Origin of the sequence: Pseudomonas vranovensis DSM 16006, from assembly GCF_000425805.1 — a bacterium.
GTDB classification, from domain to species: Bacteria; Pseudomonadota; Gammaproteobacteria; order Pseudomonadales; family Pseudomonadaceae; genus Aquipseudomonas; species Aquipseudomonas vranovensis.
In genome coordinates, this window is record NZ_AUED01000002.1 from 230060 (window position 1) to 245439 (window position 15380).

Consider the following 15380-nt stretch of genomic DNA (forward strand, 5'->3'; position numbering starts at 1 on the left):
GTCCACCCTTGTAGACCGTCAACTCTACCCCCATATTGCGGCGACTGACGTGTGAAGGAATCCATCTTGAGCGAACTTCTCAACCGCCGCCTGAGCCTGCTCGGCCAAGGCGACAACCTTTCCCTGCTCAAGCAGTGCCTGCACGGCATCGAGCGCGAATGCCTGCGTGTGACCGAGGACGGTCGCCTGGCCCAGACCCCGCATCCCGAGACGCTCGGGGCGGCGCTGACCCACGAGCAGATCACCACGGACTATTCGGAGTCGCTGCTGGAGTTCATCACCCCTGCCCTGGCCGACCCTGCGCAAACGCTCGAAAGCCTGGAGAACATCCACCGCTTCGCCTACACCCAGCTGGGCACCGAGTACCTGTGGAGTCCGTCGATGCCCTGCCCGCTGCCGGCCGAGGAAGACATTCCGATCGCCTGGTACGGCACCTCCAACATCGGCCAGCTCAAGTACGTCTACCGCAAGGGCCTGGCCCTGCGTTACGGTCGCACCATGCAGTGCATCGCCGGTATCCACTACAACTTCTCGTTGCCGGAACAACTCTGGCCGCTACTGCGTGGCGCCGAAGACAACCAGCTTGATGACCGCGACTTCCAGTCGGCGGCCTACATCGCACTGATCCGCAATTTCCGCCGCTACAGCTGGCTGCTGATGTACCTGTTCGGTGCCTCGCCAGCCTTGGATGCAGGCTTCCTGCGTGGCCGGGCGCACCAGCTCGAGCAGTTCGACGCCGACACCCTGTACCTGCCCTACGCCACCAGCCTGCGCATGAGCGACCTGGGCTACCAGAGCAACGCCCAGGCCGGCCTCACGCCCTGCTACAACGACTTGAACAGCTACACCGACAGCCTGCGCAGGGCCGTGGCAACCCCATACGCACCTTATGTCGAGATCGGCACGCACAAGGATGGCGAGTGGGTTCAGCTCAACACCAACATCCTGCAGATCGAGAACGAGTACTACTCCAACATTCGTCCCAAGCGCGTGACCTACAGCGGTGAACGACCGATCCAGGCACTGGTGGCCCGTGGCATCCAGTACGTCGAAGTGCGTTGCCTGGACATCAACCCGTTCCTGCCGACCGGTATCGACCTGCCCGAGGCGCGCTTCCTCGACGCCTTCCTGCTGTTCTGCGCCCTGGAAGAAAGCCCGCTGCTGGGCCACCTGGAGTGCGGCAACTGCACCGGCAACTTCCTCAGCGTGGTCAAGGAAGGCCGCCGCCCTGGCCTGCAACTGCAACGCCACGGCGAGCCGGTCGAGCTCAAGCAATGGGCCGACGAGTTGCTCGAGCGCATTGCACCGCTGTCCGAACTGCTCGACCGCAGCCAGGGTGGCGAGGAACATGCCAAGGCCCTGCAGTTGCAAAAAGCCAAGGTCAGCGACCCGTCCCTGACACCGTCGGCCCAAGTGCTGGCGAGCATGACCGAGCACAAGGAAAGCTTCAGCCGCTTCGCCTTGCGCCAGAGCCAGGCCCACGCCGAATTCTTCCGCGCCCAGGCGTTGCCAGCGCAAGAGCAGCAGCGCTTTGAAGCCGCGGCGCGCGGCTCCCTCGAGGCCCAGGCCAAGCTTGAGCGCGAAGAGGACAAGGCCGACTTCGACCTGTTCGTCAGCGCTTACCAAGCCAGCATCCTGGCGATCAGCAACTGACATGACGCGCACTGTTACCCCACGCAAACCCCGCGCCCGCAGTCAGGCGCGGATCGACTCGATCCTCGAAGCCGCACGCACGCTGCTGGCCAGCGAGGGCGTGGCCAGCCTGTCGATCTACAGTGTGGCCGAGCGGGCGCAGATCCCGCCGTCGTCGGTGTATCACTTCTTCGCCAGCGTCCCGGCCCTGCTCGAAGCCCTGACCGCCGACGTGCATGGCGCCTTTCGCGCCTGCCTGCAGGCGCCGATCGATGGCGCTGCACTGAACACCTGGCACGACCTTTCGCGCCTGATCGAGCAGCGCATGCTGAGCATCTACAACCAGGATGCCGCTGCACGCCAGTTGATCCTCGCCCAGCATGGCCTGAGCGAAGTGACCCAGGCCGACCGCCAGCACGACCTCGAACTGGGTGACTTGATGCACAAGCTGTTCGCCCAGCATTTCCAGCTCCCAGCGCTGCCGGAAGACGTCGACGTGTTTGCCCTGGCCATGGAGCTGGGGGATCGGGTGTATGCCCGTTCGGTGCAGTTGCATGGGCAGATCACGCCGCGCATGGCTGAGGAAGGCATGCGCGTGTTTGATGCCTACCTGGGTTTGTACCTGCCGCCGTTCTTGCCGAAGCATCGCGGGGCAAGCCCGCTCCCACAGGACCTGTAGGAGCGGCGGTGCGACGTCTCGACTTGCCCCGCGATCGCGTCACAACTTGGCAATCGACACCTCGGTCGACTTCACAAAGGCAATCACCTCGCTGCCAATCGCCAGCTCCAGCTCGCGTACCGAACGGGTGGTGATCACCGAAGTGACGATGCCCGAGGCTGTCTGCACATCGATTTCCGACAGCACCGGCCCTTCCAGGATTTCCTTCACGGTGCCTTTGAACTGGTTACGTACGTTGATTGCTTTGATAGTCATCTGCTGGATTCCTTACAGGTCAGAGGGCCCAACGCAATTGCGTCGGCAAGGGGGCTACAGGTTCAGGTTCGGGCGGTGTGCCCGGGATCGCCAGAACCCGGTTGAGAACTTCGGTTTCCAGGGCCGCCAGGCGGTGTGAGCCGCGCGCCCGTGGTCGTGGCAGGTCGACCGTCAGGTCCAGTCCGACCTCCCCGTCTTCAATCAGAATCACCCGGTCAGCAACCGCCACCGCTTCGCTGACATCATGGGTTACCAACAGCACGGTAAAGCCGTACTGGCGCCAGAGCCGTTCGATCAGTTGCTGCATCTCGATGCGGGTCAACGCATCCAGCGCTCCCAACGGCTCGTCGAGCAGCAACAGCCGAGGTTTGTGGATCAAGGCCCGGGCCAGGGCCACACGCTGCTTCTGCCCGCCCGAGAGCGCTGCCGGCCATTCGTTGGCGCGCTCGGCCAGGCCGACCGCTTCCAGGGCCTCCAGCGCCTGGGACCGCCAGTTGCCTGACAACCCCAGGCCGACGTTGTCGATCACCTTCTTCCAGGGCAACAAGCGCGCCTCCTGGAACATCAGCCGGGTGTCTTCGCGAGCCTCGCTCAGGGGGGCGGTGCCTGCCAGCAACTCGCCCCCGGAAGGCTGGTCAAGCCCGGCCAGCAATCGCAGCAACGTGCTTTTGCCGCAGCCGCTGCGGCCAACGATCGCCACGAATTGCCCGGCCGGAATGTGCAGGTCGATATCGCACAGCACCTGCCGCTGGCCGAAGGTTTTCTGCAGGTTGTTCGCCGCCAGCGGGATACCGCGCAGCAGGTGTTGAGGTGGTTCCTTGAGGATGGTCATGCGCCCTCTCCCCGGGTCGGTTGATACGCCGGGTGCCAGCGCAGCCAGACCCGCTCGAGGCCTCGGGCCGCCAGGTCGGCAAGCTTGCCCAGCACGGCATACAGGACGATGGCCAGGACCACGACGTCGGTCTGCAGGAACTCGCGGGCGTTCATGGCCAGGTAGCCGATGCCGGCGTTGGCCGAAATGGTTTCGGCAACGATCAGAGTCAACCACATAAAGCCCAGGGCGAAGCGCACCCCCACCAGGATCGACGGCAAGGCGCCGGGCAGAATCACCTGGCGAAACAGCTCGAACCCCGACAGACCATAGCTGCGTGCCATTTCCACCAGTGCCGGATCGACGTTGCGGATGCCGTGGTAGGTGTTCAGGTAGATCGGGAACAAGGTACCCAGAGCGACCAGGAAAATCTTCGCCGACTCATCGATCCCGAACCACAGGATCACCAGCGGAATCAGCGCCAGGTGCGGCACGTTGCGGATCATCTGCACCGAGCTGTCGAGCAGGCGTTCACCCCACTTCGACAGCCCGGTGATAAAGCCCAGTGCCAGGCCGATGGCACCGCCGATCAAGAACCCGACGGCGGCACGCCAGCCACTGATTGCCAAATGCGTCCAGATCTCGCCGCTGCGCACCAGCTCGACCCCGGCGCTGAGTACCGCGCTCGGTGCCGGCAGGATGCGCGTCGACAGCCAGCCAGCACTGACGGACAGTTGCCAGATCGCCAACAGCAGCAGCGGCAGCGCCCAGGGCGCCAGGCGCTGTGGCCAGGGAGTGGAGACTCGACTCATGGCCCGCCCCTCAGCGCTGTGCTGTGGATTTGGGCAGGATGTCGTTGGCCACCATCTCGCCGAAGGGGCTCACGTAGCCACCGGTTTTCGGCAACTCCGGGCGCTCCACATCCAGGTGCGGGAACAGCAGCTCGGCAACCCGGTACGACTCTTCGAGGTGTGGATAACCGGAGAAGATGAACGTATCGATGCCCAGTGCCGCGTACTCCTTGACCCGCTCCGCCACGGTCGGCCCGTCACCCACCAGCGCGGTACCGGCACCGCCACGCACCAGGCCGACACCGGCCCAGAGGTTGGGGCTGACTTCCAGGTTGTCGCGGTTGCCGCCGTGCAGCGCGGCCATGCGTTGCTGGCCCACCGAATCGAAGCGCGCCAGCGAGGCCTGGGCGCGGGCAATGGTGTCGTCGTCCAAGTGCGAGATCAGGCGCTCGGCGGCCTGCCAGGCTTCGGCATTGGTTTCGCGCACGATCACATGCAGACGAATCCCGAACCGCACCGTGCGGCCCTGCTTGGCGGCCTTGGCACGCACTTGCTCGATTTTCTCGGCCACGGCGGCCGGTGGTTCGCCCCAGGTCAGGTACAACTCGACCTGCTCGGCTGCCAGGTCCTGCGCAGCCTCGGAGGAACCGCCGAAGTACAACGGCGGACGTGGCTGCTGAATGGGCGGGTAAAGCAACTTGGCGCCTTTGACCTGGATATGCTGGCCGTCGTAGTCGACGGTTTCGCCTTCCAGTACGCGCCGCCAGATGCGGGTGAATTCCACCGAAGCCTGGTAGCGCTCTTCGTGGCTGAGGAACAGGCCATCGCCAGAGAGTTCTTCCGGGTCGCCGCCGGTGACCAGGTTGAACAACGCACGACCACCCGAGAGCCGGTCCAGGGTCGCCGCCTGACGCGCAGCCACCGTGGGTGAGATGATGCCCGGGCGCAGAGCCACCAGGAACTTCAGGCGCTGGGTCACCGGAATCAGCGACGCAGCAACCAGCCAGGAGTCCTCGCAGGAGCGCCCGGTGGGAATCAGCACCCCGCCAAAGCCCAGGCGGTCGGCAGCCTGGGCGATCTGCTGCAGGTAGCCGTGATCGACCGCACGGGCGCCTTCGGCGGTGCCCAGGTAGTGACCGTCGCCGTGGGTGGGAAGAAACCAGAAAATATTGAGGCTCATTGGAGTTGTCTCCTAAGGGGAACGCAAACCGGGGCGGCGCCCCGGCACGGGCGAATCGTCAAGGCGCGGTGGCAACCTTGGCCGGGGGAGTCCAGATCACATCCTTGATGCTCAATGGCTTGGGAATCAGCTTGAGCGAGTGGAAGGTGTCGGCGATTTTCTGTTGGGCAATGACCACGTCCGGGGTCAGGAAGTGAGCACCGTAGCCCTGGCGCTTGACCGAGGTGAGGGTGATGTCGGCAGGCAGGCCGAGCAGCGGCGCCACCTGGTCGGTGACCTCTTGCGGATTGGCCTTGGACCACTCGCCCACGGCGCGCACTTCCTCCACCAGAGCATTGATCACCTCAGGGTGCTTCTGGGCGTAGGGCTTGGTGGCGAGGTAGAACTGGTGGTTGTCGACAATGCCTTTGCCGTCACGCAGGGTGCGTGCCTGCAGTTGCTGTTCTGCGGCGGCCTGGTACGGATCCCAAATCACCCAGGCATCGACACTGCCACGCTCGAAGGCGGCGCGGGCATCGGCGGGCGGCAGGAACACCGGCTGGATGTCGGTGTATTTGAGGCCGGCATCTTCAAGGGCGCGTACCAACAGGTAGTGAACGTTGGAACCCTTGTTCAGCGCGACCTTCTTGCCTTTGAGCTCCTTCACCGACTGGATCGACGACCCCTTGGGCACCAGGATCGCTTCGCTGTGCGGTGCCGGCGGCTCATAGGCCACGTACAGCAGGTCGGCACCGGCGGCCTGGGCAAACACGGGCGGGGTTTCACCGGTAACGCCGAAGTCGATGGAGCCTACGTTCAGGCCTTCAAGCAGCTGCGGGCCGCCGGGGAACTCAGTCCATTGAACCTGTACGCCCTGGGCGGCCAGACGCTTTTCCAGCGAGCCCTTGGCCTTGAGCAGCACCAGCGTGCCGTACTTCTGATAACCGATACGCAGGCTTTCAGCTTGAGCGTGAGTGATGGCGCCGAAGGACACAGCCGCAGCAAACAGAGCGACCAGACCACGACGCAAAATGACAGTGCGCATAGCGCTCTCCTTTTGCTGTTGGGTTCAGGCTGCACCTGCTTGCCCGTTGGCGGGCGAGTAAGGTGGGAATGACAGGTTGAGTAGGGCTCAGATGCTCCAGCGAGCACTGAGCAGACGTTCGTTCAGCACCCCTGGGGCGACCGGTTTTGGCCGGCGCGCCAGGGCACTGTGAAACAGGTCCAGCGATTCGTTCAGGCGCTGCTCCAGGGCCGGGGCCAACTGCGCGGCTGCGCTGCCTTCGCCGTAGGCGATCTGGCTGTCGTCGGCGAAGATCCCTTGCAGGGTTTCTTCGGCCTTGAGTGCCGACAGAACGGGCTTGAGGGCGTAATCCACCGCCAGCATGTGGGCGATGCTGCCGCCCGTGGCGATTGGCAATACCACCTTGTGGCGCAGTGCGCGTTCAGGCAGCAGGTCGAGCAGTGTTTTAAGGGCACCCGCAAAGGACGCCTTGTACACCGGCGTGGCGACGATCAGGCCGTCCGCCTGTTCGACCAGTTGCAGGAAGTGCTGCACTTTGGGGCTGTCGAAGCGGGCATGCAGCAGGTCCTCGGCCGGAAAATCCCGTACTTGGAAAGTCACCACTTCAACACCCTGCTCTTGCAGCCACTGGCGGCTGCGCTCAAGCAGCACACCGGAGCGTGAACGCAGACTGGGACTACCACCGAGAGAAACAACCAGCATTGGAGCGCTTCCTTGATCGTGTTCTAGAGGGCCGCGAGGTGAAGTTCTCGCTGGAGTGGAGTGACCTTAACAGCCGGACACATATATCTATAAATCATATTTTTTCATTTGTTTATTCGTTTTGGAACTATTAAAGCATCGCGGGGCAAACCCGCTACCACCGGCCTGGTGGGAGCGGGCTTGCCCCGCGATCAACCATAAAAAAGGGCCGTCGAAACGGCCCAAAGATCCCTGCTATTGGATTCAGCGGTTAGGCTGCGGGGTCAAGCGCAAGTACGGCTTGACCGCCCGGTAGCCCTTCGGAAAGCGTTGCTTGATTTCGTCTTCGTCCTTGAGCGACGGCACGATCACCACCTCATCACCGTCCTGCCAGTTGGCTGGCGTTGCCACCTTGTGGTTGTCGGTAAGCTGCAGCGAGTCGATCACCCTGAGGATTTCGTGGAAGTTGCGCCCCGTGCTGGCCGGGTAAGTGATGGTCAGGCGGATCTTCTTGTTCGGGTCGATCACAAACAGGGAGCGTACCGTCAGCGTGTCACTGGCGTTGGGGTGGATCAGGTCGTAGAGGTCCGAAACCTTGCGGTCGGCATCGGCCAGGATCGGGAAGTTGACCACGGTGTTCTGGGTTTCGTTGATGTCGTCGATCCAGCGGTGGTGGGAGTCCACCGGGTCCACCGACAGGGCAATGGCCTTGACGCCGCGCTCGGCAAACTGGTCCTTGAGCTTGGCGGTAAAGCCCAGCTCGGTGGTGCATACCGGAGTGAAGTCGGCCGGATGCGAAAACAGCACGCCCCAGCTATTGCCCAGCCACTCATGGAAACGGATCTTGCCGGCGCTGGATTCCTGTTCGAAGTCGGGGGCGATATCGCCGAGTCTGAGGCTCATGGTGCGGCTCCTTGGCTGGGTTCGTTATGGGTTCACTGTGCCTGCAAGCAGTAGAAATTAAAAAGAATAAATATCGATTTATTTATAACTTTAAAATCTATAAATGCGCAGACAAAAAAAAGCCTCGCACTAAGGCGAGGCTTCTCGTTTCAACCGGACTTACATGAAGCTGTAAGTGTAGTTGAAGATCAGGCGGGTCTGATCCTGGTCGGCGCTGGCTTCGCTGCTGCCGCCGCGGTACACACCGTGACGCAGGCTGGCGCCCAGGCCCTTGAGGGTACCTTCCTGGATCACGTAGTCGATACGCGCGTCGCGTTCCCACTCGCTGTAGTCGCTGCCACCGGTACGGCTACGGATGTCATCACCACGCAGGTAGGAGATCGAGGTCTTCAGACCAGGAACACCCAGGCGGGCGAAGTCGTAGGAGTACTGACCGAAGGTGGTGTTTTCACCGGCACGGGCAAACTGGTTGATCATGCTGTCGGTGAACAGGTAGAAGCTCGAACCGCCGGCACCTTCGTTGCGGCCATTGCCGTCAACCACGTTGCCCTGGTTCAGCCAGACGAAACCACCGTCATCACCGATCTGCTGGTGACCCAACAGGAAAGCATGACCACCCAGGGAGTAGGTGAACATGGCGCTCCAGGTCTTGTTGTCGACCTCGCCGGTGTTCTTGGCATAGCCACCGTTGTTGTTGAAGGCGTAGCCGGTTTCACCGTTCTTGCCATCGCTGCTGCTGTCGAAGTAGCGGATGTCGGTCTTGAACGACTGGTCTTCAGCAATCGGCAGGACGTGTACCAGGCCCAGGAAGTGCTGCTTGTAGAAGTCTTCCAGGTTCGAGTAGTAGTACTGCAGGGTCAGGTCTTTGGTGACTTTCCAGTCGCCACCGGCGAACTGGAACTTGTTGCTGTCCTGGGTAGCACCGGCAACCGACAGGCCGGTACGGTTGCTCGAAGCACGGCCCATGGCGTGGGTCAGCTGACCGGCGTTGAGGGTCAGGCTGTCGATTTCCTTGGACTGGATGGTGCCGCCTTCAAAGGTTTGTGGCAGCAGACGACCGTCGTTGGATACCAGGATCGGCAGGTTTGGCGCCAGGGCGCTCCCGAAGTGAGCTTCAGTCTTGGAGAAGCGCGCTTTGGCGTTGGCACCGAAACGGGCCCACTGGCTCTCGGCCGAACCATCGGAGTCGCTTGGGAAGAAACTGCTGTTGTCTGGGTGGTGGCCACGGCCGCCGTCCAGGTGAATACCCCACAGGGCTTGTGCATCAACACCAAAACCAACGGTACCCTCGGTGAAACCCGAGATGTAGTCGACTTTGAAACCCTGACCCGATTCACGGTTGTCAGCGCCACCATCACGGTTGTCGTTGTTGAAGTACATGGTGCGGGAGCTGAGCGACAGCTTGCTGTCTTCAACGAAACCGGCGGCACCTGCCTGCTGGGCCAGAACCCCTACGGCCACGGCAATTGCCAAGGTCGACTTGTACATGTTTTGCTCCTCTCGTTTCTAATTCTTGTGGTTCGCTTACGGCAGGATCTGAAGCCCTGCTCGTTGTCGATTGGCGATTAGCACCAAAGCGTGACCGTCAAGTCAATCGTAACTATTCATTTCGCTACTTTGGTCTAATACGCCAGCCCTTGGGGTCAAGGATAATAACAATCCTATAAATCCAAAAAGCCTTATTTCAGAATTTTTCAGACTAATCTGGAATATGTTCCGAATTTTTCTCAGCCAGCTGTATCGACGTCCCGTTTAATTCCTTAAGGTTATAAGCTCTAATTTTTTAGATCTAATCTCCTGGGCACCTTCCTTCGGCCCCCAACAACCTTAAATCAAATGCTTCCTAAGCTAATGCTAAAAAGTTATTTATTTTAGCTTTCTTAGATCATTTAGCCTTTCTTCTCTCGCACCTCCACCGCCTGAGAAGGAGTTCACCATGACCCCGCACGCCCCACTGCGCCTGTTTGCCGCCCTGACCCTGGCTGGCGCCAGCTGGTTGGCCCAGGCGGCCGATCTGACCGTGGCCTACCAGACGACCGTTGATCCGGCCAAGGTCGCCCAGGTCAACGGCGACTACGAAAAAGCCAGCAAGGCCAGCATCGACTGGCGCAAATTCGACAGCGGCGCTGATGTGATCACCGCCGTGGCTTCCGGCGACGTGCAGATCGGTTATCTCGGCTCCAGCCCGCTGGCTGCCGCTGCCACCCGCAAGCTGCCGGTGGAAACGTTCCTGATCGCCACGCAGATCGGCGCTGCCGAAGCCCTGGTAGCTCGTGACGGCGCCAACATCAACTCGCCTCAGGACCTGATCGGCAAGAAGATCGCCGTACCGTTCGTGTCGACCGGCCATTACAGCCTGCTGGCCGCACTCAAGCAGTGGGACATCGACCCGGCCAAGGTGCAGATCCTCAACCTGGCGCCACCGGCGATCATCGCCGCCTGGAAGCGCGGCGACATTGATGCCACCTATGTATGGGACCCCGCCCTGGGTGTGGCCAAGGAGACCGGCAAGGTGTTGATCACTTCCGGCGAGCTGGCCAAGAAAGGGGCACCGACCTTTGACGCCTGGATCGTGCGCAAGGACTTCGCGGCCAAGCACCCTGACATCGTCAAGGCCTTCGCCACCGTGACCCTTGATGCCTACGCCGACTACCGCAAGGACCCGCAAGCCTGGCTGGCCAACTCGAGCAACGTCGACAAGCTGGTCAAGCTGTCCGGCGCCAAGCCCGCCGACATCCCGGGCCTGCTGCAGGGCAACGTGTTCCCGCTGGCCGCCGACCAGGTCGCCGCACTGGGCGCACCGACAACCCAGGCGATTACCGACACCGCGACCTTCCTCAAGGCGCAGGGCAAGGTTGAAGCCGTGCTGCCGGATTACTCGCCCTATGTCAGCGCCCAGTTCATCCCCCATTGATCGGAGCTTGTCATGGCATTGCTTGAGCTGGAGCGCATCAGCGCACAGTACCCCGGCGCAGCCGTACCGGTGCTGACCGACATCACCCTGAGCCTGGGCCCGGGGCAATTGCTGGTGGCCCTGGGTCCCTCCGGCAGCGGCAAGACGTCGCTGCTCAATTTGATCGCAGGGTTCGTCGCGCCCAGCGCCGGCCGTATCACCCTGGACGGTGTGCCGGTGCAAGGCCCCAGTGCCGAACGGGGCGTGGTCTTCCAGGACGACGCCCTGCTGCCGTGGCAGGACGTGCTGGCCAACGTCGCCTTCGGCCTGGAGCTGGCCGGGGTGCCGCGCGCCGAGCGTGAACGCAAGGCCCGGGAGATGCTGGCACTGGTCGACCTGAGCGACTTCGGCAAGCGGCGGGTCTGGCAGCTTTCCGGTGGGCAGAAGCAACGCGTAGGCCTGGCTCGCGCCCTGGCTGCCGACCCACGGGTGCTGTTGATGGACGAGCCGTTCGGCGCACTGGATGCCTTTACCCGTGAACAGATGCAAGAGCTGCTGTTGCAGGTCTGGCAACGCACGGCCAAGCCGGTGTTCCTGATTACCCACGACATTGAAGAAGCCGTGTTTCTCGCCACCGACCTGATTCTACTGGCGCCCGATCCCGGGCAAATCGTCGAACGTCTGCATCTGGATTTCGGCCAGCGGTACGCCGCCGGCGAATCGGCGCGGGCAATCAAGTCCGATCCACGCTTTATCGAAACCCGCGAGCATGTCCTGGCCCGGGTGTTTTCCCAACGCAGCGCCACCGTGCGCCAGGAGATCGCATGAGCAGCCTGAATGTGGTCGCAGCCAAACACAGCGCCCCAGCGCACGCGCCCACCCCGCTACGTCGCCCTTTGAGCACTCGCTTGATCAGCGGTCTGACCCTGGCCACCCTGCTACTGGTGTGGTGGGCGGTGACTGCAGCCGAATGGATCGAGCCGCTGTTCCTGCCATCTCCTGGTGCGGTGCTGGCCAAGGCCTGGTTGCTGCTGACCCAGGGCTACATGGAGTCCACGCTCTGGCAACATCTGGGCGCGAGCCTGGGGCGCATCGGACTGGCCTTGGGCGCGGCAATAGTCACCGCGATCCCGATTGGCATCGCCATCGGCCACAACCGTATTGCCCGCGGCATCCTCGACCCGCTGATCGAGTTCTACCGCCCGATTCCACCCCTGGCCTACCTGCCCTTGATCGTAATCTGGTGCGGTATCGGCGAGCTGTCGAAAGTGCTGCTGATCTACCTCGCGATCTTTGCCCCCATCGCCATTGCCACCGCCACCGGTGTACGCACCGTCGACCCGAGCAAGCTACGGGCAGCACAGTCGCTGGGCGCCACGCGGGCCCAACTGATTCGCCATGTGATCCTGCCCAGCGCCTTGCCCGACATCCTCACCGGTGTGCGCATCGGTCTGGGCGTGGGCTGGTCGACCCTGGTCGCCGCCGAGTTGATCGCCGCCACCAGCGGCCTGGGTTTCATGGTCCAGTCGGCCGCGCAGTTCCTGGTGACCGATGTGGTGGTGCTCGGCATCCTGGTGATCGCGCTGATCGCCTTTGCCCTGGAAATGAGCCTGCGTGCCCTGCAACGCAAACTGGTGCCCTGGCATGGCCAGAGTCATTGAAGACGTATCGAGAACCGACATGAGCCTGACCATTACCCCGCTCAGCCCTGCCCTCGGCGCCCAGATCAGCGGTATCGACCTGAGCCACCCGATCAGCCACGAAACACGTGACGCCATCGAACACGCCCTGCTCACTCATCAGGTGCTGTTCTTTCGCGACCAGCCGATCAACCCACGCCAGCAAGCTGAATTTGCCGCGCGCTTTGGCGACCTGCACATTCATCCGATCTACCCCAACGTGCCGGAAACCCCGCAGGTGCTGGTGCTCGACACAGCGGTTACTGACGTGCGCGACAACGCCGTGTGGCACACCGACGTGACCTTCCTGCCAACCCCGGCACTGGGTGCCGTGCTCAGTGCCAAGCAACTGCCGGCTTACGGTGGCGACACTTTGTGGGCCAGTGGCATCGCAGCGTTCGAGGCCTTGTCGGCGCCGCTGCAACAATTGCTCGACGGGTTGACGGCAACGCACGACTTCACCAAGTCCTTTCCGCTTGAACGCTTCGGCAATACACCCGAAGACCTGGCGCGCTGGAAGGCGACGCGGCGCAATAACCCACCGCTGTCGCACCCGGTAGTTCGCACCCACCCGGTCAGCGGCCGCAAGTCGCTGTTCGTCAATGAAGGCTTCACCACGCGGATCAATGAGCTCAGCGAGACGGAAAGCGAGGCGATTCTCAAGCTGCTGTTCGCCCACGCCACCCGCCCGGAGTTCACCATCCGCTGGCGCTGGCAGGAGAGCGACGTGGCGTTCTGGGACAACCGCGTGACGCAGCATTTCGCGGTGGATGACTATCGGCCGCAGCGGCGGGTGATGCACCGGGCGACAATTCTTGGGGATGCGCCGTTCTGACGCGATCGCGGGGCAAGCCTGCTCCAGCAGGAGCGGGCTTGCCCCGCGATGGCTTGCTAACGAACCAAATGCAAAAACTGCATATGCCGCTCGTACTGATCAAGGATGTCGTTGATGATCTGCTCCTTGCTGTAGCCAACCAGGTCATAGTCCTGGCTGCCTTCGCTCAGGTGAACTTCAGCACGATAGTAACGACGGTTCTTCAACTCCTGGGTACCCAACCCGCCCAAGGCGAATGACGGGGTGAAATACCCGCGCATCTGCACCTGGTAAATGAACGGCTGCTCTTCACCGTGGCCGATCTTGAGGCTGACGTTGTCGTGGCTCGGGTCCTCCTGGGTGATGACGTTCAGGCCTTTCTCGACAAACACCTCGGTTACCTCGGCAATCGCCGGGCGCACCACGTCGTCCATGAAGCGGTACACCTCATCGCGCGACGGAAAATGCACGGCCTGGCTCAAGCGCTGACGCCAGCCACCGCGTCCGCGGCGCGAATTGGCGAAAGGTGCCAGGGAATGCATCTGCGCAATCTGGCGTTGCGACTCCAGGTAGAACGCCTTGTGCAGGCCCCACATCATGGCCAGCAGGATCACCGAGAACGGCAGCGAGGTCAGTACCACCGCCGACTTCAACGAATCGATGCTGCCGGCGAACAACAGGCCGATGGTCACCAGCGCCGTCATCGCGCCCCAGAACACCCGCAACCAGTTGGGGCCGTCTTCATCGGCATTGCCGCCACGGGCGGACAGGGTCGACAGCACCACAGTGCCGGAGTCGGCGGAGGTGACGAAGAACACAAAACTGATGAACACGGTGACGCCGATCACCGCCTTGCTCCAGGGGTAGGTTTCCAGCAGCAGGTAGAGGGTCATTGACGGGTTGTCGATCGCCGACTGTCCCAGTGCGGTCATGCCGTGATCGAGCACCTGGGACATGGCGCTGTTGCCGAAGATCGACATCCACGCCAGGGTGAAGCCCAACGGAATCAGCAGCACGCCAAAGACGAATTCACGGATGGTCCGGCCACGGGAGATCCGCGCGATGAACAGGCCTACAAACGGCGCCCAGGCAATCCACCAGGCCCAGTAGAACACGGTCCAGCCGCCCAGCCAGTCGCTGGCCTCGTTGTAGGCATAGACATCAAAGCTCTTGCGCGGCAGCGCCCCCAGGTAGTCACCCAGGTTCTGGATCAGGGTATTGAACAGATGCTGCGTGGGCCCGGCAAACAGCACGAACAGCAACAGCGCACAGGCCAGGAACATGTTGATGTCGGACATCACCCGCACGCCCTTCTCGACCCCCGCCACGGCAACCGCCACCGCAGCACCCATCATCAGGGTAATCAGCGCCACTTGTACCCATTGGGTATGCGGGATGCCGAAGAGGTAGTCCAGGCCAGAGTTCAGGTGCAGCACACCAAAGCCCATGTCGGCGCCCAGGCCGAACACCGTGGCAATGATCCCGAAGCCATCCACCGCATAACCGATCGGCCCGTTGATGCGTTTCCCGATCAGCGGGTAAAGCGCAGAACGCAGGGCCAGAGGCAGGTTGTGACGGTAGGCAAAGTACGCCAGGGCCATGCCGACGAAGGCAAACACGCCCCAGCCATGCAGGCCCCAGTGCAGGAACAACAACTGCATCGCCTGACGCCCGGCCTCGGCAGTGCCCGCCTCGCCCTGGGGCGGATGGAGCATATGGGTCAGGGGTTCGGAGACACAGAAGAAGAACAAGGTGATGCTGATACCGGCGGCGAACAGCATGCCGGCCCAGGACAGGTAGCTGAACTCGGGCTCGTCGTGGTCGGCACCGAGCTTGATCTTGCCGTAGCCGGACAAGGCGGTGACCACCACGAAGACCAGGTACAGCGTCATTGCCAGCATGTAATACCAGCCGACCGTGTTGGCCGCCCAGTTCTGCGCCGCCAGCAACCACTCACCCGCTGCTTGCGGGTTGCTGATGACCACCAGTCCGAAAATGAGGATAAAGCTCGCCGCGAAATAGAAAACCGGCGGATTCATGCGGATCTTGCCGCTGGGTA

Annotated in this window: 15 protein-coding genes; 6 read left to right on the top strand and 9 right to left on the bottom strand. The window is 62.3% G+C overall.

Going from position 1 to position 15380, the window contains the following annotated elements:
* Positions 1 to 66 precede the first annotated feature (66 nt).
* Positions 67 to 1653, top strand: coding sequence for a glutamate--cysteine ligase (gene gshA, locus H621_RS0105030; protein WP_028942314.1), 1587 nt, complete (start codon positions 67 to 69; stop codon positions 1651 to 1653).
* Between the two features lies 1 nt (position 1654).
* Positions 1655 to 2311, top strand: a complete 657-nt coding sequence (locus H621_RS0105035; RefSeq protein ID WP_028942315.1) for a TetR/AcrR family transcriptional regulator — start codon at positions 1655 to 1657, stop codon at positions 2309 to 2311.
* A gap of 39 nt (positions 2312 to 2350) precedes the next feature.
* Here the strand turns inward: H621_RS0105035 and H621_RS0105040 are convergent, their stop codons facing one another.
* The 8 genes from H621_RS0105040 to H621_RS0105075 all read right to left on the bottom strand — a co-directional run bounded on the left by H621_RS0105040 (position 2351) and on the right by H621_RS0105075 (position 9423).
* Positions 2351 to 2566 carry a TOBE domain-containing protein gene (locus H621_RS0105040; protein ID WP_028942316.1) on the bottom strand — a complete coding sequence of 72 codons (216 nt, stop codon included), beginning with the start codon at positions 2564 to 2566 and terminating at the stop codon, positions 2351 to 2353.
* 19 nt (positions 2567 to 2585) lie between these two features.
* Positions 2586 to 3398, bottom strand: a complete 813-nt coding sequence (gene ssuB, locus H621_RS0105045) for an aliphatic sulfonates ABC transporter ATP-binding protein (protein ID WP_028942317.1) — start codon at positions 3396 to 3398, stop codon at positions 2586 to 2588.
* Positions 3395 to 4189 carry an aliphatic sulfonate ABC transporter permease SsuC gene (gene ssuC, locus H621_RS0105050; protein WP_028942318.1) on the bottom strand — a complete coding sequence of 265 codons (795 nt, stop codon included), beginning with the start codon at positions 4187 to 4189 and terminating at the stop codon, positions 3395 to 3397. The genes ssuB and ssuC overlap by 4 nt, the downstream gene beginning before the upstream one ends.
* 10 nt (positions 4190 to 4199) lie before the next feature.
* Entirely contained in the window at positions 4200 to 5348 is a 1149-nt protein-coding gene (gene ssuD, locus H621_RS0105055) for an FMNH2-dependent alkanesulfonate monooxygenase (RefSeq protein WP_028942319.1), read from the bottom strand.
* A gap of 58 nt (positions 5349 to 5406) precedes the next feature.
* Positions 5407 to 6372, bottom strand: a complete 966-nt coding sequence (locus H621_RS0105060) for a sulfonate ABC transporter substrate-binding protein (protein ID WP_028942320.1) — start codon at positions 6370 to 6372, stop codon at positions 5407 to 5409.
* Positions 6373 to 6459: 87 nt separating this feature from the next.
* Positions 6460 to 7053, bottom strand: coding sequence for an NADPH-dependent FMN reductase (gene ssuE / locus H621_RS0105065; protein WP_028942321.1), 594 nt, complete (start codon positions 7051 to 7053; stop codon positions 6460 to 6462).
* A 243-nt stretch (positions 7054 to 7296) separates the two neighbouring features.
* Complete coding sequence (locus tag H621_RS0105070; RefSeq protein ID WP_028942322.1) at positions 7297 to 7935, bottom strand: peroxiredoxin; 639 nt, start codon at positions 7933 to 7935, stop codon at positions 7297 to 7299.
* A 159-nt stretch (positions 7936 to 8094) separates the two neighbouring features.
* Positions 8095 to 9423, bottom strand: coding sequence for an OprD family porin (locus H621_RS0105075; RefSeq protein WP_028942323.1), 1329 nt, complete (start codon positions 9421 to 9423; stop codon positions 8095 to 8097).
* Between the two features lie 448 nt (positions 9424 to 9871).
* Between H621_RS0105075 and tauA the strand changes: the two genes are divergently transcribed.
* Genes tauA through tauD form a run of 4 tightly spaced genes read left to right on the top strand, consistent with a single transcriptional unit; the run spans position 9872 to position 13342 of the window.
* Positions 9872 to 10849, top strand: coding sequence for a taurine ABC transporter substrate-binding protein (gene tauA, locus H621_RS0105080; RefSeq protein WP_028942324.1), 978 nt, complete (start codon positions 9872 to 9874; stop codon positions 10847 to 10849).
* A gap of 12 nt (positions 10850 to 10861) precedes the next feature.
* Positions 10862 to 11656 carry a taurine ABC transporter ATP-binding subunit gene (gene tauB, locus H621_RS0105085; RefSeq protein WP_028942325.1) on the top strand — a complete coding sequence of 265 codons (795 nt, stop codon included), beginning with the start codon at positions 10862 to 10864 and terminating at the stop codon, positions 11654 to 11656.
* Positions 11653 to 12489 (top strand): taurine ABC transporter permease TauC, encoded by an 837-nt coding sequence (tauC, locus tag H621_RS0105090; protein WP_028942326.1) that lies wholly within the window; start codon positions 11653 to 11655, stop codon positions 12487 to 12489. Before tauB ends, tauC begins: the two co-directional genes overlap by 4 nt.
* Before the next feature lie 19 nt (positions 12490 to 12508).
* Positions 12509 to 13342: a taurine dioxygenase gene (tauD, locus tag H621_RS0105095; protein ID WP_028942327.1), complete on the top strand. Its 834-nt coding sequence runs from the start codon at positions 12509 to 12511 to the stop codon at positions 13340 to 13342.
* 56 nt (positions 13343 to 13398) lie between these two features.
* Here tauD and betT read toward each other — a convergent pair whose 3' ends face one another.
* The gene (gene betT, locus H621_RS0105100) at positions 13399 to 15360 is read right to left on the bottom strand and encodes a choline transporter BetT (RefSeq protein WP_177431038.1); all 1962 of its coding nucleotides are present in this window, start codon (positions 15358 to 15360) and stop codon (positions 13399 to 13401) included.
* Between the last annotated feature and the right edge of the window lie 20 nt (positions 15361 to 15380).